Consider the following 20,252-nt stretch of genomic DNA (forward strand, 5'->3'; position numbering starts at 1 on the left):
ATTCGTGACTCTGAGGAGTTGATGATGGCTGGTCGATGGGAAGCCGAACCCGCTGCGACGTTCGCCCGTCGGCTCGGACGATCCGCCGCCGAACTGGGCGAGAGCGGCGGCACGACCACCTGCCCCGACATCTGGGAACTTTCCAACGGTGACGTGGCCGTCATCGGCCGTGACCTCACCACCGCGTACGACGGACGCCTGCCGGAGGGTGTCAGCGTCGGTCCCGACGAGCGACTGGTCGTCATTCCGCGCAGCATGATCCGGGCCGCCAAGCCGGACATCCCGGATGCGTGACCTGCTGCGGGCGGCGTCCGCCCGACAACTGAGTCTGCCCGAGTACGAGGCCGACTTCTACGCCACGGTGGAGACCGTGGACGAAGTGATCCTCAAGACCGAACGGGCCCAGACGTTCCGGGAGCCGGACAGCCCCAGTTGGGAGGCGTTCGCGGCCGGTCGATGGGACGACGCGCTGCGGATCGCCGCTCAGCCCAATCCCGAGCTGGCCCAGTTCTTCGCCCGCCTCGACGAGCTGGGCTCGGGGCTGCACCGGCTGAGGATCGTGGAGCTTCCCCTGACGCCATACCTGATCTGGGAGCTGAACTTTCTCCGCTACCGCGCCCAAGCGGGTGAGCGGATCGGCGTGCTCGTCGCAGAGGCCGTCGCGGAGCGGGAGCGGGACCATGGCCGGATTCCCGAGCTGATGGTGGCCGGCAGCCGGGCCGTCTACGACGTCCGGTACGACGAGACGGGGCTTCCGGTCGGCGCGGACAAGGTCGTCGAGCCCGGGGTCGTCGAGGGCTGCAAGTCCCAGATTCTGGCGATGCTCGATCAGGCCGAGCCGTTCGAGTCGTTCTTCCGTCGGGAGGTCGACGGCCGGACGCCCTCCACCGCCCACCTGTAGTAGCCTGCCCGCACCAGCGACCGTGAGGCAGGCGTGCCCCGACTGCGGATGGTCACCGGCCTGGCCCGTCGATCGGCGGCGCCAACCGCGCTGCTGCTCGCGGTGCTGGCCATCCTCGCCGCGGTGCTCTTTACGCCGATCGGACTGCTCTGGATCGGGGACCGTCCCGGCTACGACTGGCCCCTGCTCGGCAACGTCGGCCAGGCCTATGGTGCCGCCTCCGCCATCCTCGCCGCTCTTGCGTTGATCGGCGTGGTCGTCTCCCTGATCGTGCAGGCGCGGGAGGCCAAGGCAGCTCGGGAACAGGCGCTCCGCGCGTTGCACACCGACCTGCTCAAGATGGCCATCGACGACCCCGGGCTGCTGGAGTGCTGGGGCCCGATCGAGGAGTCGACGGATCTGCGCTGGTTCCGTAAGCACGTCTACAGCAATCTGATCGTCACCCACTGGCAGCTCATGTGGGAGGTCGACGCGCTCAGCGAACCCCACCTGGAGGTGCTGGCCGACCAGTTCTTCGCGGGCGCCGCCGGGCGACGTTTCTGGGCGGAGGCGAGGGGCCCGCGCATGAAGGCCGAGACGTCGCGGCGGGCCCGTCGCTTCACTCTGGTCATGGACCGGCGCTACCAGATGGCCGTCGCGGCGGGCCCGGCAGCCGACGCGGCGCGTGCCGTGCCGGAGCCGAGCGAGCCGGAGCCGCACCGTCCCGCTGTCTACCTCGTGAGAGGTGCCGTACTCGGCGGGGGAGCGGTATTCGCCGCTCACCACCTGCTGCGGCGGCTCACCGCTCGTCGGGATTCGCGGTAGCGGGGCGGGCCGCGCGCAGCGCGTCGACCACCACCGCCCACCGGCTCGGCGTCATCTCGTCCGGGGACCGCAGCACGTCCCCGTCGTGCACCACCACCCCCGCCTCCCGCAACAGCCGTAGATTCGGCCCGTACGCCGGATGCGCGGCCAGCGCGGCGTTCACCCGGGGGAAGACGTGGATCGGCAGCCCGGTGCCGAGCAGTTCGTTGAGGATGCCCAGCGCCAGCGTGTCGCTCGCGCCGGCGGCCCACTTGTTCAGCGTGTTGAAGGTGGCCGGCACGACCGCGGCGGCGTCGGCGGGCGGGTGCGGCTCGGGGTCGCCGGGGCGACGCCACTCGACACGTACCGGATGACCGGTCTGCGCGGCGAGCGCGTCGCGGTCGAGCCAGCTTGCCGCGATCGGGGTGGCGATGAGGCAGACCCGCCACCCGTCGGCGGCGAGCAGGTCGGCGAGTTCGCCGATCCGCTGGGCCGGGGGAGCGGCGCAGACGACGAGGTGGAGCACCGGCGCGTCACTCATGCCCGCAAGTCTTACCCGGAAACGCTCCCGCCCGAGCACCGTCGGTGGATGCTCGGGCGGGTGAGGTGTTAGGCGGGGGCCCCGCCTATACCGAATGCGTTAAAAGGGGGCCCCGCCTTTCTGGGTTACGCCGTTGACCTTGAGGGTGTACGGGGCGTACTGCTGGACCTGCTCGGTGGGCTCGTCGTAGGCGACCACGGCGACCACCTTCGGGAAGAGCGCGAGCAGCGCGAGCTGCGCCCGGTTGAGCGTCAGGCTCGACTTGCCGTTGAACTCGAACTGCCAGGCCAGCGAGTGCTTCTCGTCCAGCCCGATGAGCCGCACGTTCCAGTTGTGCACCGCGACCGGCTTGATCTCGGTGGGCGAGTCGAACGCGGCGAGGCTGCTGCCGTCGCTGACCGTGGTGCCGCCCAGCGTGACGTCGTCGACGAGCAGGCCGCCCTCGTTGACGCCGCCGTCGCTGACGTAGCGGAAGCCGAGCAGGATGTTCTTGCCGGCGTACGCGGACAGGTCGAAGCTGTGCGGCTCGAAGCCGTCGGTGGTGCCGTTGAGCGCCGGGCCGAGCGGACCGTCGGTGGTCTTGTCGCCGGCGACCGCGGTGTAGGTGGCGCCGCCGTCGGTGGAGACCACCACGTAGCCGTAGTCGAAGCCGACCTCCGCGCCGTACTTGGCGAGGAAGCGCAGCGTCGGGTCGGCGGTCGGCACGGTCACCGGGGTGACCGCGGCGGCGTCGGTGTTGTCGGCGTTGCCGGAGAACAGCACCGGGTTGCCGGCGCGGTCCGGGTCGTTCGTCACGACGGTCCAGGCCAGCGGCAGCGCCGGCAGCGTCTTCGCGCCCTGGAACGACAGCGACCGCAGGTCACGGCCGCGCAGCACGGTGCCGTCGGCCTTGGCCAGCGGGACGTAGTCGGCGCCGTTGGGCGCCGCGCCGGGCGTGGCGTACGCGGCCGGGTTGGCCAGGTTGACGGTGGAGCGCAGGCTCTTCGTGGTCACCCGGCTCTTCGGTACGCCGAGCATGATGCCCGTGCGCGACTCCCCGACGATCTTGTCGACCAGCGTCATGGTCTGGTAGTCGTGGATCACCTGGTACATGTTCTTCGCGCCCTCGGCCTTGAGCGCGGCGTCCAGGCTGGCCAGTCCCTGCAGGTCGGCGTCGTTGTGCAGCCGGTGCACGATGTCGTTGCCGTAGCGGTCGTACAGGAACTGGATGAACGCGTACGCGTTGCCGTAGTCGGCGAGCACCGCGTTCGGGTTCGGGCTCTCGCCCCACAGGTTCAGCGAGTTCTCCGGGCCGCCGCAGTCGCGCGGGTTGGCGTTGTACGGCGTCTGCACCGTGCCGAAGCCCTGCTGGCAGTAGAGGTGGCTGTCCGCGCCCCGGTCGAAGACGGTGGCCTTCGTGTCCACGTACCCGGTGAGCGTCTGCGCGAAGTCGGACAGGCCCTCGTTCATCCAGGTGGTCTCGAACGGGTCGCTGTAGTAGTGCGCCAGGTGCTGCCACTCGTGCGCGAACGTGCCCTCGTAGCTGAACGGGCGGGCCGGGCGGCTGGTGCACAGGTCGCCGGTCGGCTCGTCCGGCGGGTTCGCGCCGGTGCGGTGCAGCCAGTCGAACGCGTCGACGGTCATCACGTTCCGGTCGAACAGCTCGTTGAGCTGCGCCGAGAAGAAGCCGGCGATGTAGGTCGGGGCGGCCGGGAATTCGTAGTAGTTGTCGTCCCGGACGTTGTCGATCAGGGTGACCGTCTTGTTGCCGCCGCCGGTGTAGTCGCCGCCGTTGCCCTGCGCGTCCGGCGGGATCTGGGCGTTGCTGCCGTCGCGGTCCGGCGGCCGGCTGAACGCCACCGTCTCCTTCGGGTACATGTTCGTGTCGAACTCGTGCACGAAGCTCTGCACCTGCGCGTCGGTGATCTGCGTCGACGTGGGGATCTGGTTGCGGCAGTCGTCGGCCGGGAACGCGATGTCGTTGGCGACCCACACCTCGACGTTGTCGCCGACGCCGCGCAGCGTGTAGTCCTTGCGGTAGTAGCTGCCCTGGAAGTCGTCCATGCCGAGCCACTGCCGGACGGTGCCGACCGGCGGGGTCGGCGCCGCGGCGGCCTTCGCGCGGGCCTGGGCGCGCTTCTGGTAGCGGGCCGGGGTCTTGACCGGCTTGCCGTCGAGCGTGAAGTCCTTGCGGGTCAGCTCGCGGGTGTCGTCGACGACCGGCTTGGCCTTCGCCTTGGCCGGTGCGGCGGATGCGGCCGTCGCGGGCAGGACGCCGAGGAACGGTAGGACGAGTGCGATGGCTGCGGTACCGGCGATCCGGCTGCGTGCCATTGGCCCCCCTTGTCGGGTGTGCGGAATCCGGCCGACGGGGTCACCGTCGCGTGCGCCGGAGGACATTCACGTCGTTCGTACGCCACACTGTTGCCTTTGGCAACCAGTCGAACGTGTTAAGAAGGGGCCCCGCCTCTACCGGATGCGTTAAGAAGGGGCCCCGCCTTGCAGGTCGTGGAGAGTGTGCTGCGTGACGTGCGCGAGGGCGCGCACCGGGGCGTCGTCGTGGACTCGCCGCCGGGGGCGGGGAAGTCCACGCTCGTGGTGCGGGCGGCCGCGGAGCTGGCCGTCACCGGGGACCCGCTGATGATCGTGGCGCAGACCAACGAGCAGGTCGACGACCTCATCGACCGGCTCGCCCGGCGGGCGCCCGAGCTGCGGATCGGCCGGCTCTCCGCGACCGACTACCGGCCCAGCGAGCGGGTCACCGGCCACGGGACGGTCCGGGTCGCGGCGAAGGTCGCCGACCTCGGCGGGCCGGCCGTCACCATCGGTACGGCGGCCAAGTGGGCCACCGTGCCCGAGGGTTCCTGGCCGTGGGCGATCGTGGACGAGGCGTACCAGATGCGGGCGGACGCGCTGCTGCGCGTGGCCGGCCGGTTCGAGCGGGCGCTGTTCGTCGGCGACCCTGGGCAGCTCGACCCGTTCTCCGCCGTCGAGACCGCCCGCTGGACCGGCCTGACCTGGGACCCGATGCAGTCGGCGGTGGCCACGCTGCTGCGGCACAACCCGGACCTGCCGGTACACCGGCTGCCGGTGTCGTGGCGGCTGCCGGGCTCCGCCGCGCCCGTGGTGTCCGCCGCGTTCTACCCGTTCACCGGCTTCCGGGCCGGCACCGGCCCGGCCGACCGGGCGCTGACGTTCACCGGGGCCGGTCCGGGTGACGCCTACGACGCCTCGGTCGAGCTGGCCGCCGCGACCGGCTGGGCGTTGCACGAGCTGCCGGCGCGACACACCGTGCGTACCGACGCCGAGGCCGCCACGGCCTGCGCGGAGCTGGCGCTGCGGGTGCTGGCCCGCGGCGCGGTCGCGGTCAGCGAGGCGGCGCCGGGCGGCGCGCCGGTGACCGCGGACCGGATCGCCGTCGGCGCCGCGCACCGCGACCAGGTCGCGGCCATCCGGTCCCGGCTGGGCACGGCCGGCGCGGGCGTCACGGTGGACACCGCCAACCGGCTCCAGGGCCGGGAGTACGACGTGACGATCGTGCTGCACCCGCTCTCCGGCCGGCGCGACGCGACCGCGTTCCACCTGGAGTCGGGGCGGCTGTGCGTGCTGGCGTCCCGGCACCGGCACGCCTGCGTGGTGGTGGCCCGGGCCGGCATCGGCGAGCTGCTCGACGCGTATCCGTCGACCGAGCGGGTGCACCTGGACGTGCCGGTGAAGTTCCCGGACGGGTGGGAGGCCAACCAGACCGTGCTCACCCACCTGGACGCGCACCGGGCCTGAGTACGCGCACCCGGGTACGCGCACGGGTCGGAAACGACGGGCGGGCCGGCCGGGCGGTCCGTTCGGATCTTCCGGCGGGGGCGGGCGGTGGGCAGGATGGCCGGGTGCATCCTTACGACCCGTACCAACAGCAGCCGCCGTATGCCGCGTACTACCCGCCGCAGCCGGAGGAGGACGGGATCAACTGGACGACGGTCCTCTGGGTCGCGGTGCCGGCGCTGCTGGTGATCCTCTGCTGTGCCGGGTGCGTGGTCTCCGGGTTCGCCGGGGCGTTCATGGAAGGCTTCCAGGAGGGCTACTCGTCGTCGTAGGCCGGCGGGTCGCACCTCGACGCGCGCGGCTGGCGGTGGTGCGTTAGACAGGGCGCATGACCTTGAGCGTGCTGCCCTGGCTGGGCGGGGCCCTGGTGGCGGTGGCCGCCGGGTTCCTCGCCACGGTGCTGCCCCGGCGCCGCGAGCGTGACCGGGGCCGGCGGGTCGCCTGGTCGTCCGCGCGGGCGGCGATCCACGACGCCGCCGTCAGCCGGGACGCGGCCACCACGCCGGTGCCCGAGGCGGACCGGTTGCTGGCCCGCGCCGAACTGCTCGCCGCCGCGCGCGACGGCGGCGCGGACGCGGCCCGGGAGGCGACCGCGCACGCGCGTCGGGCCGACGAGCTGTGGCGGGCCGGCCGATGAGGGTACGCCGGGAGCTGCTGCGCTGGTCCCTGCTGGCCGTGGCGGCGGCGCTGCTGGCGGTGTTCCTGGTGGCGCAGCGGCAGAGCGTCGACGTCAGCTACGGGCGTTCGCCGTCGTCCGCCTCGCTGCCGGAGGAGGGTGCCGCCGGGGAGTTGAGCGACGCGACGGTTCCCTCGGTGGCGGAGATGACCGCGCTGGTCGCGGCCGATCCGGTGGTACGCCTGCCCGGCGCGACCGCGCGCTGGGACACCGCCCGCGTCCGGGCCGCCATCGGCGGTGACGACACCCGCATCCTGGTCGCCCCGCCGGGGCTGGACGAGGCGGAACGCCGGCGGGTCAAGGACGTCGAGAACGCCGCGATCCGGATCGTCGGCACCGAGGTCAGCGGCGGGTTCTACGTGGCCACGGCGGACGACCTGCCGGGCTGGCGGGCGCAGTTCGCCACCGGTGACGTCACCGGGCAGGTGCTCGCGCTGCTCGCCGGGCTCCGCAAGCAGCCGTCCCCGCCGGACCGCGACGACCTGCGCTGGCGGGAGCCGACCACCGCCGAGTTGGCCCCGGTGACCGCCGCGCTGCGGGCCACCGGCCGGTACGTCGGGTCCGGTGCCACGCTGCCCCGGCTGCCGGAGCGGACCGCCGGGGACGCGTTCCCGGACGGGGCCTGGTTCGTGGTGCTGCCGGCCCAGCCGTACGGGGCGCCGCTGCCGGCGTACGGGCCGGCGTTGCACCGGCTCGCCCCGGAGCGGCCGGTGGTGGTGATGTACGGCGGCTGGATCGAGTACCACGGTCCGGGCGCGGCGGACTTCGCCGAGGTGGCCGGCGCCAGCTTCTACGCGCAGTACGGCGGCCGGCTCAGCCGCTACGCCTATCCGCAGCTCAACGTGCTCGGCGCGTACCTGGCCCGGGTCACCGACGTGCGGTACGCGGGGCTGTTCGACAGGCCGCTGCCGTACCGGCCGTTCGACCCGCTGCGGGTGGCGTTGCCGGCGCTGCCGTGGCTCTTCGCCGGCTGCGTGGCCGGCTTCGTGGTGCTGTCGATCCGCACCGTGCGCGGCGCCGGTCGGGGCCGGCCGGACGACGTTGGGCCGGGCGGCACGCCGGCGCGGCTGGCCGGGCTCTCCGCGCTGGCCGTGGAGCTGTCCCTGCTCACCGACGCGCGCAGCGACCCGGCGCTGGTGCGGGGTGTCGGCCGGCTGCGCGCCGCCCGGTACGCGCTCGACGACGGGCTGCCGGACCGGCACGTACGCGGTCTGCTGGCGGACGCGGCGGCCGAGCTGGACGGCGTGGCCCGGGACGTGCGGATGCCCGGCTACCGGCCGGACGTCTACCTGCGCGGGAGGCTGTCGTGACCGGCACCGAGCGTCGGCGGGCCGGCACCGCGCGCGGGCGGGCCGGCACCGCGCGTCGGAAGGTCGGCACCGCGCGTCGGCAGTCCGGGACCGCGCGCCGGCGGGCCGGGACCGCGCGCCGGCCGGTGGGCACCGTGCGCCGGCTGCTGGGCCGGCTGGTCGGGACCGCGTTCGGCCGGGCGGTGCTGGCCTGCCTGGTGCTGGCCGGCTGGGCGCTGTGGACCGGCGGCCTGTTCGACGGGCCGGCCGCCCGGCAGGTACGCGCCTCGTCGGTCTACGCCGCGCCCGGCGTGGAGCTGGACCGGGCCGCCGCCGAGCGGGTCATCGGCAACCGCCGGCTGGTGGTGCTGATGATGCGGCCCGGCAGCGACCTGTCCGAGGCGTGCGACGACACCGAACGGGCCACCCAGGGCACGCTGGTGCTGGCGATGAGCCGGGACGGCGACGACTGGGACACGTACGGCTGTTCCCGCCTCGGCGGTGACAGTCCGCGCGACGTCGGCCGGTCCGTGGTGGTGGAGACCGTGATCGGCCAGGGCACGGACGCGTTCGTGGACCGGCCGGTCGAGGCGCTGAAGGTGATCGTGCTCAACTACGACCGGCTGGTCCGCACCGGCCTGGTGCCGGACGGCGCTCGGACCATCAGCCCGTCGTTGCCCCGCTACCTGCTGGCCGGCGGTGCGCTCGGCGGCGTGGTGGCCGGCGCGGCGGTGCTCTGGTTGGGTGGCCGGCGGGCCGGCCGGCTGGCCGACGCGCGGCGGGCCGGGCGGGACGCGCGCGCCGACGAGCGGGCCGCGTTGGGCGCGGCGACCGCCGTGCTCGCCCAGCAGATCATCGACCTGGACCGGGCCGGCGGGCCGGGCGGGTCGGCGTACCGGCGGCTGGCCGGCGACTACGTCGGGCTGCTCGACGAGGTGTCCGGATCGGACGCCGGGGACCCGGCGGTGGGCCGGCTGCGGGAGCGGGTGGACGAGTTGAGCCGGCGGGCGGCGGAGCTGGCGGACGACGCGGCGGTCGCCGGCGCTCCACAGTCGACGCGGACGCGCGGACGGGGCCGGCGGTGACCCGCCGGCCCCGTCCCCGGAGCGTCGTCAGCGCCCGGCGGCGACCACCGTGGCGGCCGGCCAGCTGTCGCTGAAGATCTGGGCGGGCGTGGCGCTGCGGGCGGCGAAGCCGAACAGCGAGTCGACCCGGGCGGCCTCGGCGGAGCTGGGGTACGGGTTGGTGCAGCTGGTGCCGGCGCTGCCGCCGGACATCAGGATGGCGCAGTTGCCGTTGTAGTTGTCCGGCAGGCCGAGGATGTGGCCGATCTCGTGCGTCATGATGCGCAGCGGCGAGTACTGCTGGGCCTGGTTGTAGTCGATGACCACGCGACCGTTGCCGAGGCTGGTGCGCTGGGCGTACGACCCGCCGCCGTAGGTGTAGTAGATCATCAGGTTCGACCCGCACTGGGCCATGTTGATGTTGTTGGTGTAGTTGTTCCAGATCGACGCCGCCTGCACCGCCGTGCTGGCGAACGGGCCGGCCTGGCTGGTGTTGTAGCAGACGTTGCGGACCGCGGCGGAGGCCGGTGCCGGGTTGACGGCGACCGCGCCCAGCGCCGTCAGCGTCACGGCCGCGAGGGTGGCGAGGATCCGGGACAGCTTCGGCGTACGCATGGTTCACACTCCTGGGGGATGGGGGGTGTGCGGACGCCGACAGCCTATCGATACAGATCGATCGATATCAAGGTCTGTCAGGTGGCGGCGTGCGGATCGGCCGCGTTCAGCTCGGCGACCACCCGGTCGTACTCGCCACGCGCCGCCGCGTGCCGGAGGAACTTCACGCGCTCGACCTGGATCTCCGTGGCGTCCGGTTGCGCCTCCAGCAACGCCACCACCTCGGCCACGAACTCGTCCAGCGGCATGGCGAACTCGCTGCTCTCCTGTCCGGGCAGCAGCCCGGTCCGCACCGCCGGCGGCACCAGCTCCACCACCCGTACGCCGGTCCCGGCGAGCTGGAGCCGGATCGACTCGCTGAGCATGTGGATCGCGGCCTTGGACGCGTTGTAGCTCGGGGTGACCCGCAGCGGCACGAACGCCAGCCCGGACGAGACGGTGACGATGGTGGCGTCCCCGCGCTGCCGCAGGTGCTCGACGAACGCGCCGATCAGCCGGATCGGGCCGAGCACGTTGGTGGTGATCACCTCCTCCGCCGAGGCGAGGAACGTCTCGGGCGAGCGCCAGTCCTCGATCCGCATCACGCCGGCCATGGCCACCACGACGTTGAGCTCCGGGTGCCGGGCCAGCACCGTCTTCGCCGCCGCCGTGACGCTCGCCGGGTCGGTGGTGTCGATCGGCACGGTGTCCAGGCCCGGGTGGGTCGCGGCGATCTCGTCGAGCAGTTCGGTACGCCGGCCGCCGACGATCACCGTGTTGCCCCGGTCCCGCAGGGCGAGCGCCAGCGCCAGGCCGATCCCGCTGGTGGCGCCCGGAATGAAGATGGTGTTCCCGGAGATGTCCATGCCGCCAGCATGGCCGGTCCGTGGTGGCCGGGGCAGAGTTCCGTGATCGGGGGATCCCGGATCCCTGGTTCGCGTCGCCCGGCGGCGGATACTCGGATCATGGACCGGATCGCCCTGGCCGACTTCCTCCGCCGCCGCCGCGAGGCGCTGCGCCCCGGTGACGTCGGGCTGCCGCCGGGGGCCCGGCGGCGGGCCCCCGGCCTGCGGCGGGAGGAGGTCGCCGCGCTCGCCGCCATGTCCACCGACTACTACACCCGGCTGGAGCAGCGGCGCGGCCCGCAGCCCAGCCCGAACCTGCTCGCCGGGCTGGCCCGGGCGCTGCGGTTGACCGGCGACGAACGCGACTACCTGTTCCGGGTGGCCGGGCACAGCCCGCCCGAGGCGGTCTCCACCGCCACCCACGTCGCGCCGGCGCTGCTGCGGGTGCTGGACCGGCTGGCGGACACGCCGGCGCTGATCCTGTCGAACCTGGGGGAGACGCTGGAGCAGAACCGGTTGGCCGCCGCGCTGCTCGGCGAGCGGACCGGCCACACCGGGCCGGCCCGCAGCGGGATCTTCAGGTGGTTCACCGACCCGGCCGAGCGGGCCCGCTACCCGGTCGACGACCACGACCGGCAGAGCCGCGCGCAGGTCGCCAACCTGCGAGCCGCGTACGGGCAGATGGGTCCCCGCTCCCGCGCCGGTGAGCTGGTCCGGGTGCTGCGCGCGGCCAGCGACGAGTTCGCCGGGCTGTGGGAGCGGCACGAGGTGGCGCAGCGCTACGCCGACCACAAGACGCTGATCCACCCGGAACTCGGCCCGATCGAGCTGGACTGCCAGGTGCTGTTCACCGAGGACCAGTCCCAGGCGCTGCTCGTGCTCACCGCGCCGCCGCGCAGCGAGGGCGCGGAGAAGCTACGACTGCTCGCCGTGCTCGGACACGAGCACTTCCCAGCGTGAACCGGGCACAGGAACGGCTATTCACGCCGCCGGGAATCCCCGGTTTTGGTGTCAACCTCCCGTCACGCAGGGTGTTCTGCTGATCTCCTCCGGTCGATAGCGTCGGGCCACTGGCCGCCGACGAAGGGCCGAGAATGGACAACAACGGACACCCGCTCGACCGCAGGCGACTCCTCGCCGGCGCGGCGGCGGCCTCGACGCTCACCCTGACCGGCCTGGCCGTCGCGCCCACCCCCGGCGCCGCCGCGGCCCCGGCCGGCGCCGGCACGCCGCTGGTGACCCGGGACCGGATCGCGACCGCCGCGTTGCGCGCGCCCGACGGCTCCGCGCCGGCGGTCCGGATCCGGGCCGACTTCCACGACCGGCTCGCCGCCTGGCTGGCGTTCTGGTCGGCGAACTCCCCCCGCGCCTGGAGCGCGCCGACGCAGGTGGTCGCCCGGGTCGCGCCGGCCGGCGACGCGCTGGACCTGCACGCGGTCCGCTACCGCCGCGACGACGAGCTGCGGGCCGGCTTCGCCGCCGTCCGGCGGGACGCCACGCACCTGGCCACGTTGGCCAGCCTGCACCACCACTTCCCGAGCGTGCGCGTCCAGCCGGACGGGACGATCCGGATCGGCGACGGGCCCGCCGGCTTCACCGGCGCGCCGGAACAGGTCGCCTTCGCGGTCGCCGCCTGCCGTGGGCTGTGGGGCGACGCGGCGGCCACCGCCGATCGCTGGCGGGAGCACGCCGGCCGGGTCCTCGCCCGCGCCGGCCGGCCCGCCGATGCCGCCTCGCACGCCGGCTGGGCGGCCTTCACCCGGACCAGCCTGCGTCGCGGGCTGGGCACCGAATCGTACGAGTGACCGGAGGAAACAGATGTCCCGCAACGAGTTCCGCTTCGTGGTCGACGGCGTCGACCTGACACCCGACCAGCAGACCCTGATCGCCGGCGAGATCCAGAAGGCCGGCCTGGCCGCGCTGCGGACCGCCAACGCCAAGCTCGTCAACCCGCTCACGCTCGGCCACGGCAACATCAAGCTGCGGCCCGAGTGGTACGGGCTCTGGGTGCTCGACGGCGTGCTCGCGCAGGACCTCGGCCAGAAGATCAACGACATCGGGTTCTGGATCCAGCGGTGACCGACGCCGCCCGATCGGCCGGCCCGCCGGAGCGGATGTGCCCGAGCACGCCGGCGTCCAACGCCACCGTGTTCCTCGGCATGATCACACCGGCGGGCCGGGTGGCCTACGTGACGCCGGCCGTGCCGGCCGAGGTGGCGCTCGCCGGGGCCGACGACTCCGACGGGCCGATCGAGTCCCGGGTCCGGCTCGCCGGCCCCTGCGTCACCTCGTCCTGCGGCTTCTGGACCGGCTCGCACTGCGGCCTGGGCGCCCGGATGGCCGCCTCGTACGCCGAGACCGCCCCGCCGGCCGAGGAGACGCTGCCGAAGTGCGCGATCCGGCGTACCTGCCGGTGGTTCGCCGAGCAGGGACCGGCGGCGTGCCCGGCCTGCTCGCACGTGGTCACCGACGCGCGGTGAACGCGGGTGGCTGCTTGACCCGGCCACGCACAGCCGCTGATCCTCGCGGCCGTGTCGTTCGCCTCCGCTGCCGGAGCGGTCAGCCGGCGGACACCTGGTGTGACCCGTCGCGGACCCGACGGTAGCGCTCGTAGATCACGCGGGAGCTGAACGTCTTGGTCTCGACCAGGTCCAGCGGGATGTCGGCGGTGACCGGCGGCAGGTACGGCGTGCCGCCACCCACCATGACCGGACACCGGTACATGCGCAGCTCGTCGACGAGGCCGAGCTCGATCGCGGCCCCGGCCAGCACAGTGCCGCCGATCGAGACGGGCTTGTCGGTCGCGTCCAGCGCCATGGCGATCTCCTCGGCCACCGACGCCTTGGCGAGCCGGGCGTTGCCCTGGACGTCATCGAGCGTACGGCTGAAGACGACCTTCGGCAGGTCGCGCCAGGTGTCGGCGAACGCGGCCCCGATCTCGGTCTCGCGCATCGCCGGATCCGTCTCCCACACCAGCATGTTCTCGTAGAGCCGGCGGCCCAGCAGGTAGCCGCCGAGCTGGCCCACCTCCGCGTGGTGGAAGCGGATCAGCTCATCGTCGGGGCCCGCCCAGTCGAACGAGCCCGCACGGTCGGCGACGAAGCCGTCCACCGAGACGCTCATCGAGTACATCAGCACAGATTCTCTCCTTCTCCGGTCGTATCCGGACCACAGCCTGACACACCGGGACGATGTTCTGACGCCGTGAGACCGCGGCGTCGCCGCCTGTCGGACCGGTCGACTAGCGTCGGGAGGTCATGGAGCCGCGGTTCGGCGAGGAGATCATCGGGCGGGATCACCCGGCCGGGTTGCTGCGCGCCGAGGTGGCGCGCGTGGTCGACAGCCACGGCGGTCTGGTGCTGGTCACCGGTGAGCCGGGCATCGGCAAGACCACCCTGGTCTCGGCCGCCGCCGACGAGGCCCGCCGGCGCGGGGCGCTGGTGCTCGGCGCCGCCTGTTGGGACTCCGACACCGCCCCCGACTACTGGCCCTGGGTGCAGGTGCTGCGCCGGCTGGCCCGGGCCACCGGCGACGCCGCGCCCGCCAGGGAGGCCGCCGACGCCGGGCTGGCGGCTCTGCTCGGCGAGCGCGCCGCCGACGACGACCCGGTCGAGCCGGGTGACGACGGCGGCCGGGACGAGTTCGCCAGGCACGACGCGGTGACCGGCGCGCTGGTCGCGGTCGCCCAGCACCGGCCGGTCGTGGTGGTCCTCGACGATCTGCACTGGGCCGACCCGGCGTCGTTGCGGCTGCTCCGGTTCGCCACCCAGCACACCTGGTTCGAGCGGCTGCTGGTGATCGGCACCTACCGCGACGCCGAGGTGGAGGCCGACGACCACCGGCTGCGCCCGCTGCTGCTGCCGTTGGCCGCGAAGGCCACCACCGTCACGCTGACCGGCCTGGGCCGCGACGAGGTGGCCGCGCTGATCCGCCGCACCGCCGGCCGGGAACCGGGCGCGGCGCTCGTCGACGAGGTGCACCGCCGCACCGGCGGCAACCCGTTCTTCGTCGAGCAGACCGCCCGGCTCTGGCACACCGACGGCCTGGCCGACACCATCGCCCCCGGGGTACGCGAGGCGGTGCGGCGCCGGCTCGACCAACTACCCGCCCCGGTGGTCGAGGCGCTGACCGTGGCCGCCGTGCTGGGGCGCGAGTTCCACCGGATGACGCTGGCCGCCTGCGTGCCCGCTCCGGCCGCGCAGGTCGACCGGCTGCTCGACCGGGCCGCCGCCGCCCGGCTGGTGCTGTCCCGCGGCGGTGGTCGGTTCGCCTTCGTGCACGACCTGGTCCGGGAGACGCTCTACGACGGGCTGCCCGAGCATGAGCGGCACGCCCGGCACGCCGCCGTGGTCCGGGCCGTCGACCGCGCCGACGACGCGCTCGCCGGCCGGCCCATCGCCGCCGACCTGGCCCGTCACGCCTGGCTCGCGGGCCCCGAGCTGGATCCGGTACGCGCCGGTGACCTGCTGCTGGCCGCCGCGCGCGACGCCGGCGGCCGGCTGGCCGTGGAGGAGTCGGTACGGCACTTCCGGCGCGCGCTGAGCCGCACCGACGAGCCGGTCCGGCGGGTCCGGGTGCTGTTGGAGCTGGCCGGGCTGCTGCACCACGCCGGCACGTCGGGCGAGGCCGAGCAGTTTCTCGTCGACGCCGCCGCGCTGGCCCGGGGGCTGGCTGAGCCGGCCGTGCTGGCCCGGGTGGCGCTCACCGTCCACAGCCAGCACTCGGCCACCCGGCGTCGGCTCGACGCCGACGCGCTGGTGCGGGAGGCGTACCAGCGGTTGATCGGCCCGCCCGAGCCGGAGCGGTCGACACGTGCCCTGGTCACCGACCTGATCACCGCGACCGAGACGCTCGCCCGGCACGGCCGGGACGACGAGGCGCTCACGTTCAGCCTGTGGGCCCGCCACGACACCACCTGGGGGCTCGGCACGGCCGAGGAGCGGGCCGTGGTCACCGCCGAGATCCGCGAGGTGGCCCGCCGTGGCGGCGACCGGGACACCGAGCTGTGGGCCACGTCGTTGCGCTGGGTGGCGCTGCTGGAGCTGGGTGACCCGGCGTACCGGGACGAGCTGGCCGCGTTCGTCGCCGGTTGCCGGGCGGGCGACGTGGCCCGGCAACGGATGGCGGCGGCCGTGGACAGCGGCATCATCGCCGCCTTCCGGGGCGACTTCGCCGCCGCCGACGCGTGCTACGCCGAAATGGAGGGCTACGGCGAGTGGGAGCACTCCGACCACGCCTTCATGGCCCACCACCTGCGCTGGTCCCTGCTTCTGCTGCGCGGCCGGCTCGCCGAGGCCGAGGCCGTGCTCGACCGGCCCGGCGCGGCCAACCATCCGCAGGTGGAGCTGCTGCGGGCGATCACCGCCGCCGAGCGCGGCGACGCCGACACCGTGCTCCGGCTGGTCGGCGGCATCGAGGCCGCCGGCACGGCGTACCCCCGGCCGGTGTCGGCGCTGTGGCTGCGGCTGCGGGCCCAGGCGGCGGCCGTGGACGGCGACCCCCGCCGTTGCGCCGAGGCCCGGGCGGCCCTGGCGCCGCACCGCGGACGGTGGATGGTCGCGTTGTTCGGCTGCGACATCGGCGGCCCGGTCGACCTCTGGCTGGCCACCGTGGACGCGGCGGAACGGCGGTGGGACGACGCGGTCGCCGGCTACGCGGCGGCCCGGGCCGCCGCCGACCGCCTGGGCGCCCGCCCCTGGTCGGTGCTCGGCCGGGCCGGGCTGGTCACCGCGCTCGTCGGGCGCGGCGGGCCGGGGGACGCGGCCGAGGCGGCCCGGCTGCGGGCCGGGACGGTGGCCGAGGCGCGGGAGCTGGGCATGGTCCAGGTGGTCGAGCGGCTCACCGCGGCCGACCGGCCGGCTCGCTTGCGGGCCCCTGACGACGGCGCGGGCGTGCCGACGTTTCGGGCCGGCGCGCCGGTCGGGTCCACGACGTCGGCCACGTCAGGTGTCGCCGGTCGGGACGGGCTGCGGGGCGGTCCCGGTGTCAGTGGTTGGGCCGGCATGACGGTCGGTGCGGGCACGCGCGTCCGATCCGGTTCCGTGGCCGGTGGCGGCCCTGACGCGGAGGCCCACGGTGCCGACGCGGGCCGGCCTGCGTTCTGCCTGGACGGGTCGGTGTGGCGGCTCGCCTACGCCGGTGTGGTGGTGCACCTGCCCGACGCCAAGGGCCTGCACGACCTGCGGCTGCTGCTGAGCCGGCCCGGTGTGGACGTGCGCGCGGTCGAGCTGCTCGCCCCGGCGGCCGGTGCGGAACTGGTCGCCGCCCGCCGCCTCGGCGCCGACCCGGTGCTCGACGACGAAGCGAAAGCGCGCTACCGGCAGCACCTGCGGCGGCTCGACGACGAGATCGACCGGGCGGCGCTGCGCGACGACGCGCGGTGGCTGGCGGCCCTGGACGCCGAGCGCGCGGCGCTGCTCGACCAGTTGCGCGCCGCCGCCGGGCTGGCCGGGCGCAGCCGCCGCCTCGGCGACCAGGCCGAGCGGGCGCGCAAGGCGGTGACCGGCCGGATCCGGGACACGCTGCGCCGGATCGAGCAGCGGCACCCGGTGCTCGCCGCCCACCTGCGCGAGTCGGTCACCACCGGCGGCACCTGTCGGTACCTGCCGGCCGAGCCGGTGCCCTGGCGACTCTGAGCCCGGCCGGTGTTCCCACGCCGGGGCGGCGGGACCCGGAGCGTCCGGGCCCCGCCACCCCCCGGGTCAGCGCCGGTTGTAGCGGCGCATGGTCAGCGTGCCGAACACCACCACGAACCCGGCGCTCCACAACAGCAGCCACATGGTGTTCGTGGCGTCCGTGGCGCCGGCCATCGCGGCCCGGACCGAGGCGACCAGATGGGTCACCGGGTTGACCTTGACGAACGCCTGCAACCAGCCCGGCATGGTGGCCGGCTCGACGAACACGTTGCTCAGGAACGTCAACGGGAACAGCACCATCATGCTGACGCCCATCACCGACTTCTCGCTGCGCAGCACCAGGCCGAAGAACGTCCACACCCAGGAGAACGCGAACGAGAAGACCACCAGCAGGCCGATGCCGGCCAGCACGCCGAGCAGCCCTCCGTCGGGACGGAAACCGAGCACCAGCCCCACGGCCAGGATGACCACCGCGGCCAGGACGTACCGCAGCACGTCGCCGAAGATCATGCCGACCAGCGCCGCCGGCCGCCACACCGGCAGCGTCCGGATGCGGTCGAAGACGCCCTTCTCGATGTCGTTGTTCAACCCGACCCCGGTGTACATGGTGATCATCACGACGCTGGTGACCATGATGCCGGGCAGGAAGAACTGGAGGTACGCACGCGGGCTGTCGGCGAGCGCGCCGCCGAACAGGTACGTGAACATCAGCACCATGATGATCGGGAACGCGGTCACGTCGAACAACTGCTCCGGCACGTGCTTGATCTTCAGCACGGCCCGCCAGCCGAACGTCAGCGACGCCGACAGCGGGCCCGGTGGCGCCGGTCGCTCCCCGGGGGCGAGCACGGTGGCCAACGCCTCGGTGGAGGGCACGTAGACGGACGGGGCCCGCCCGGTGGTGGTCGCGGTGTCGCTCATCGGGCCGCCTCCAGCTCGTCGTCCCGGTCGTCCGCCGCGACGGCCGGGTGGTCGGTCAGGGCCAGGAACACCTCGTCCAGGCTGGGCTGGCCGAGGGAGAAGTCGTCCACCACGATGCCGGCCCGGGCCAGCTCGCCGAGCGCCCGGGCGGCCTGCTCACCGGCCTCCAGGTCGGTGCCGTCCTCGCCGACCCGGGCGGTCAACGCCACCGGGTCGGCGGCGAGCTGCACCGGCACGTTCAACGTCGTCCGCAGCACCTGCTCGGCCCGGGGCCGCTGCCCGGCGTCGCGCAGTCGCACGTGGACGGTGCCCGACCCGACCGACGACTTCAGCTCGCCCGGGGTGCCCTCCGCGATCACCCGGCCGTGGTCGACCACCGCGATCCGGCCGGCGAGCTGGTCCGCCTCGTCCAGATATTGCGTAGTCAGCAGCACCGTGGTGCCGTGCGCCACCACCGCCCGGACGATCTCCCACACCTGGTTGCGGCTGCGCGGGTCCAGCCCGGTGGTCGGCTCGTCCAGGAACAGCAGGTCCGGCGTGTTCAGGATGCTCGCCGCGATGTCGATGCGCCGCCGCATCCCGCCGGAGTACTTCTTCACCTGCCGGCCGGCGGCCTCGGTCAGCCCGAACGCGGCGAGCAGCGCCTCGGCCCGCTCCCGCGCCGCCGGGCGGCCCAGCCCGAGCAGCCGGCCCAGCAGGACCAGGTTCTCCGCGCCGGTGAGGTCCTCGTCGAGCGAGGCGTACTGGCCGGTCAGGCTCATCCGGGCGCGGACCGCGTCGGCCTCGGTGACCACGTCGTGGCCGAAGACCCGGGCCGTACCGCCGTCCGGACGCAGCAGCGTCGCCAGCACGCGTACGGCGGTGGTCTTGCCGGCGCCGTTGGGCCCGAGCATCCCGTAGACGGCGCCGGCGGGGACCCGCAGGTCCAGACCGTCGAGCGCCCGGGTCGAGCCGAACGACCGGGTCAGGCCGTCGGCCTCGACGGCCAGCCCGGTGTTCCGGTTATTCATGATCACTACCTCTCTCCATGGATGGTTCCCCGCAGGCGTACGGGCGGGCCGCCCGACCCTCGCGCAACGCCAGACCCCACCAGCACAGCTCGTCGAGGAGCACCCGGACGTCCTGCCGGAGCCGTTCCTCGACGTGCCCGTCGGGCAGCCCGCCGTCGAGCAGGTCGACGCCGACGGTGTCCCGCACGGTGGTGGCGTGCAGCGCGGTGAAGACGGTCCGGAGCTGCTCGACCGCGTACCGGCCGACCGACCGGTAGCCGTACGAGACGAAGCCGACCGGCTTGGCCTGCCACTCGTCGTACGCGAAGTCGATCGCCTGTTTCAACGAGGCCGGGAAGCTGTGGTTGTACTCCGGGGTGACCACGACGAACGCCTCCGCGCGCGCCACCTGCGCGACGAACTCCCGGATCGCCGGCGTGGGCTCGGCGGGCAGGGCGGCCGGGAAGTCGTACCCGGCCAGGTCGATCTCCCGCACGACCAGCCCGGCGCGGTGGCGGGCCTGGTCGGCGAACCACCCGGCGATCCGGTCGCCGACCCGGCCTTCCCGGGTGCTGCCGATGAGCACGGCGAGCCGTAACGGTGTCATGCCGCCCCTCCCTCGCTGCCGGCCTCGACCGGTAGGCGCCAGACGGCCCGCCAGATCGGATCTGGCGGGCCGTCTCGTCGGGGGTGTCTGGTCGAATCGGCAGATGACCGAGGTACGCATTCTCCGCTGGAGCACCGAAGACCTGGCGTTGCTACGGGCGCTGAACAGTCCCGAGGTGCGGGCGCACACCGGCGGCCCGGAGACCGACGAGCAGGTGCGTGCCCGCCACGAGCGCTACCTGCGCGGGCCGGGCCCGCGCAGCGGGACCATGTTCTCGGTGGTCACGCCGGACGGGACGAAGGTGGGCAGCGTCGGCTTCTGGGCGCGTGACTGGCGCGACGAGCCGGTGTACGAGATGGGTTGGGCGGTGCTCCCGGCCCACCAGGGGCGGGGGCTGGCGACGGCGGCGGTGCGTGCGGTGGTGGCGGCCGCCTCGGCGGTGGGCGACCGGCGCTTCGCGCACGCGTACCCGTCGGTGGACAACCCGGCGTCGAACGCCGTGTGCCGCAGGGCCGGGTTCACGCTGCTCGGCCCGACGGAGTTCGAATACCCGCCGGGGCACCTGATGCGCTCGAACGACTGGCGCATCGGCCTGACGCGCTGACCCGG

22 protein-coding genes are annotated in these 20,252 nt (G+C 74.0%); 14 read left to right on the top strand and 8 right to left on the bottom strand.

Annotated elements, in window-relative coordinates:
• The first annotated feature begins 24 nt into the window (after positions 1-24).
• From ACLQ2W_RS08715 to ACLQ2W_RS08725, 3 genes are read left to right on the top strand one after another with little or no spacing between them, the layout of a single operon-like run.
• Complete coding sequence (locus ACLQ2W_RS08715; RefSeq protein ID WP_425785940.1) at positions 25-294, top strand: hypothetical protein; 270 nt, start codon at positions 25-27, stop codon at positions 292-294.
• The gene (locus ACLQ2W_RS08720) at positions 287-901 is read left to right on the top strand and encodes a DUF6879 family protein (protein ID WP_425785941.1); all 615 of its coding nucleotides are present in this window, start codon (positions 287-289) and stop codon (positions 899-901) included. Before ACLQ2W_RS08715 ends, ACLQ2W_RS08720 begins: the two co-directional genes overlap by 8 nt.
• A 33-nt stretch (positions 902-934) precedes the next feature.
• On the top strand, positions 935-1,705 hold the full coding sequence (locus ACLQ2W_RS08725; RefSeq protein ID WP_425785942.1) for a DUF6082 family protein: 771 nt from the start codon (positions 935-937) through the stop codon (positions 1,703-1,705).
• On the opposite strand, the gene ACLQ2W_RS08730 is transcribed toward ACLQ2W_RS08725, so the two are convergent.
• Positions 1,680-2,225, bottom strand: a complete 546-nt coding sequence (locus ACLQ2W_RS08730; protein ID WP_425785943.1) for a flavoprotein — start codon at positions 2,223-2,225, stop codon at positions 1,680-1,682. The two genes, ACLQ2W_RS08725 and ACLQ2W_RS08730, sit on opposite strands and share 26 nt — an antisense overlap.
• Before the next feature lie 99 nt (positions 2,226-2,324).
• Positions 2,325-4,538, bottom strand: a complete 2,214-nt coding sequence (locus ACLQ2W_RS08735; protein ID WP_425785944.1) for a choice-of-anchor J domain-containing protein — start codon at positions 4,536-4,538, stop codon at positions 2,325-2,327.
• Between the two features lie 165 nt (positions 4,539-4,703).
• Between ACLQ2W_RS08735 and ACLQ2W_RS08740 the strand changes: the two genes are divergently transcribed.
• The 5 genes from ACLQ2W_RS08740 (at position 4,704) to ACLQ2W_RS08760 (ending at position 9,073) form a co-directional block, all read left to right on the top strand.
• Positions 4,704-5,984 carry an AAA family ATPase gene (locus tag ACLQ2W_RS08740; RefSeq protein WP_425785945.1) on the top strand — a complete coding sequence of 427 codons (1,281 nt, stop codon included), beginning with the start codon at positions 4,704-4,706 and terminating at the stop codon, positions 5,982-5,984.
• A 104-nt stretch (positions 5,985-6,088) separates the two neighbouring features.
• The gene (locus tag ACLQ2W_RS08745) at positions 6,089-6,295 is read left to right on the top strand and encodes a hypothetical protein (RefSeq protein WP_425785946.1); all 207 of its coding nucleotides are present in this window, start codon (positions 6,089-6,091) and stop codon (positions 6,293-6,295) included.
• A 56-nt stretch (positions 6,296-6,351) separates the two neighbouring features.
• The gene (locus ACLQ2W_RS08750) at positions 6,352-6,660 is read left to right on the top strand and encodes a DUF6403 family protein (RefSeq protein ID WP_281936219.1); all 309 of its coding nucleotides are present in this window, start codon (positions 6,352-6,354) and stop codon (positions 6,658-6,660) included.
• Positions 6,657-8,009, top strand: coding sequence for a hypothetical protein (locus tag ACLQ2W_RS08755; RefSeq protein WP_425785947.1), 1,353 nt, complete (start codon positions 6,657-6,659; stop codon positions 8,007-8,009). Before ACLQ2W_RS08750 ends, ACLQ2W_RS08755 begins: the two co-directional genes overlap by 4 nt.
• Positions 8,006-9,073 carry a hypothetical protein gene (locus ACLQ2W_RS08760; protein WP_425785948.1) on the top strand — a complete coding sequence of 356 codons (1,068 nt, stop codon included), beginning with the start codon at positions 8,006-8,008 and terminating at the stop codon, positions 9,071-9,073. Before ACLQ2W_RS08755 ends, ACLQ2W_RS08760 begins: the two co-directional genes overlap by 4 nt.
• 27 nt (positions 9,074-9,100) lie before the next feature.
• Here the strand turns inward: ACLQ2W_RS08760 and ACLQ2W_RS08765 are convergent, their stop codons facing one another.
• Positions 9,101-9,667, bottom strand: coding sequence for a snapalysin family zinc-dependent metalloprotease (locus ACLQ2W_RS08765; protein ID WP_425785949.1), 567 nt, complete (start codon positions 9,665-9,667; stop codon positions 9,101-9,103).
• A 77-nt stretch (positions 9,668-9,744) separates the two neighbouring features.
• The gene (locus ACLQ2W_RS08770) at positions 9,745-10,512 is read right to left on the bottom strand and encodes an SDR family oxidoreductase (protein WP_425785950.1); all 768 of its coding nucleotides are present in this window, start codon (positions 10,510-10,512) and stop codon (positions 9,745-9,747) included.
• Positions 10,513-10,611: 99 nt separating this feature from the next.
• On the opposite strand from ACLQ2W_RS08770, the gene ACLQ2W_RS08775 reads away from it, so the two are divergent.
• The 4 genes from ACLQ2W_RS08775 (at position 10,612) to ACLQ2W_RS08790 (ending at position 12,971) form a co-directional block, all read left to right on the top strand.
• Complete coding sequence (locus ACLQ2W_RS08775) at positions 10,612-11,451, top strand: helix-turn-helix transcriptional regulator (protein ID WP_425785951.1); 840 nt, start codon at positions 10,612-10,614, stop codon at positions 11,449-11,451.
• A 134-nt stretch (positions 11,452-11,585) separates the two neighbouring features.
• Positions 11,586-12,296, top strand: coding sequence for a hypothetical protein (locus ACLQ2W_RS08780; RefSeq protein WP_425785952.1), 711 nt, complete (start codon positions 11,586-11,588; stop codon positions 12,294-12,296).
• 13 nt (positions 12,297-12,309) lie between these two features.
• Positions 12,310-12,570 carry a hypothetical protein gene (locus tag ACLQ2W_RS08785; protein WP_425785953.1) on the top strand — a complete coding sequence of 87 codons (261 nt, stop codon included), beginning with the start codon at positions 12,310-12,312 and terminating at the stop codon, positions 12,568-12,570.
• Entirely contained in the window at positions 12,567-12,971 is a 405-nt protein-coding gene (locus ACLQ2W_RS08790) for a hypothetical protein (RefSeq protein ID WP_405092635.1), read from the top strand. Before ACLQ2W_RS08785 ends, ACLQ2W_RS08790 begins: the two co-directional genes overlap by 4 nt.
• 79 nt (positions 12,972-13,050) lie before the next feature.
• On the opposite strand, the gene ACLQ2W_RS08795 is transcribed toward ACLQ2W_RS08790, so the two are convergent.
• Positions 13,051-13,623, bottom strand: a complete 573-nt coding sequence (locus ACLQ2W_RS08795; RefSeq protein WP_425786040.1) for a dihydrofolate reductase family protein — start codon at positions 13,621-13,623, stop codon at positions 13,051-13,053.
• Between the two features lie 125 nt (positions 13,624-13,748).
• Between ACLQ2W_RS08795 and ACLQ2W_RS08800 the strand changes: the two genes are divergently transcribed.
• On the top strand, positions 13,749-17,126 hold the full coding sequence (locus ACLQ2W_RS08800; protein WP_425785954.1) for an AAA family ATPase: 3,378 nt from the start codon (positions 13,749-13,751) through the stop codon (positions 17,124-17,126).
• Between the two features lie 66 nt (positions 17,127-17,192).
• On the opposite strand, the gene ACLQ2W_RS08805 is transcribed toward ACLQ2W_RS08800, so the two are convergent.
• The 3 genes from ACLQ2W_RS08805 to ACLQ2W_RS08815 are packed head-to-tail and all read right to left on the bottom strand — an operon-like array spanning position 17,193 to position 19,643.
• On the bottom strand, positions 17,193-18,047 hold the full coding sequence (locus ACLQ2W_RS08805) for an ABC transporter permease (protein ID WP_425785955.1): 855 nt from the start codon (positions 18,045-18,047) through the stop codon (positions 17,193-17,195).
• Positions 18,044-19,057 (bottom strand): ATP-binding cassette domain-containing protein, encoded by a 1,014-nt coding sequence (locus ACLQ2W_RS08810; protein WP_405092639.1) that lies wholly within the window; start codon positions 19,055-19,057, stop codon positions 18,044-18,046. The genes ACLQ2W_RS08805 and ACLQ2W_RS08810 overlap by 4 nt, the downstream gene beginning before the upstream one ends.
• Positions 19,050-19,643, bottom strand: a complete 594-nt coding sequence (locus ACLQ2W_RS08815; protein ID WP_425785956.1) for an NADPH-dependent FMN reductase — start codon at positions 19,641-19,643, stop codon at positions 19,050-19,052. The genes ACLQ2W_RS08810 and ACLQ2W_RS08815 overlap by 8 nt, the downstream gene beginning before the upstream one ends.
• 103 nt (positions 19,644-19,746) lie before the next feature.
• On the opposite strand from ACLQ2W_RS08815, the gene ACLQ2W_RS08820 reads away from it, so the two are divergent.
• Entirely contained in the window at positions 19,747-20,247 is a 501-nt protein-coding gene (locus ACLQ2W_RS08820) for a GNAT family N-acetyltransferase (RefSeq protein ID WP_425785957.1), read from the top strand.
• Positions 20,248-20,252: the final 5 nt, after the last annotated feature.

This window comes from Micromonospora sp. DT227 (assembly GCF_049841835.1).
In the GTDB taxonomy this organism is placed as follows: Bacteria; Actinomycetota; Actinomycetes; order Mycobacteriales; family Micromonosporaceae; genus Micromonospora.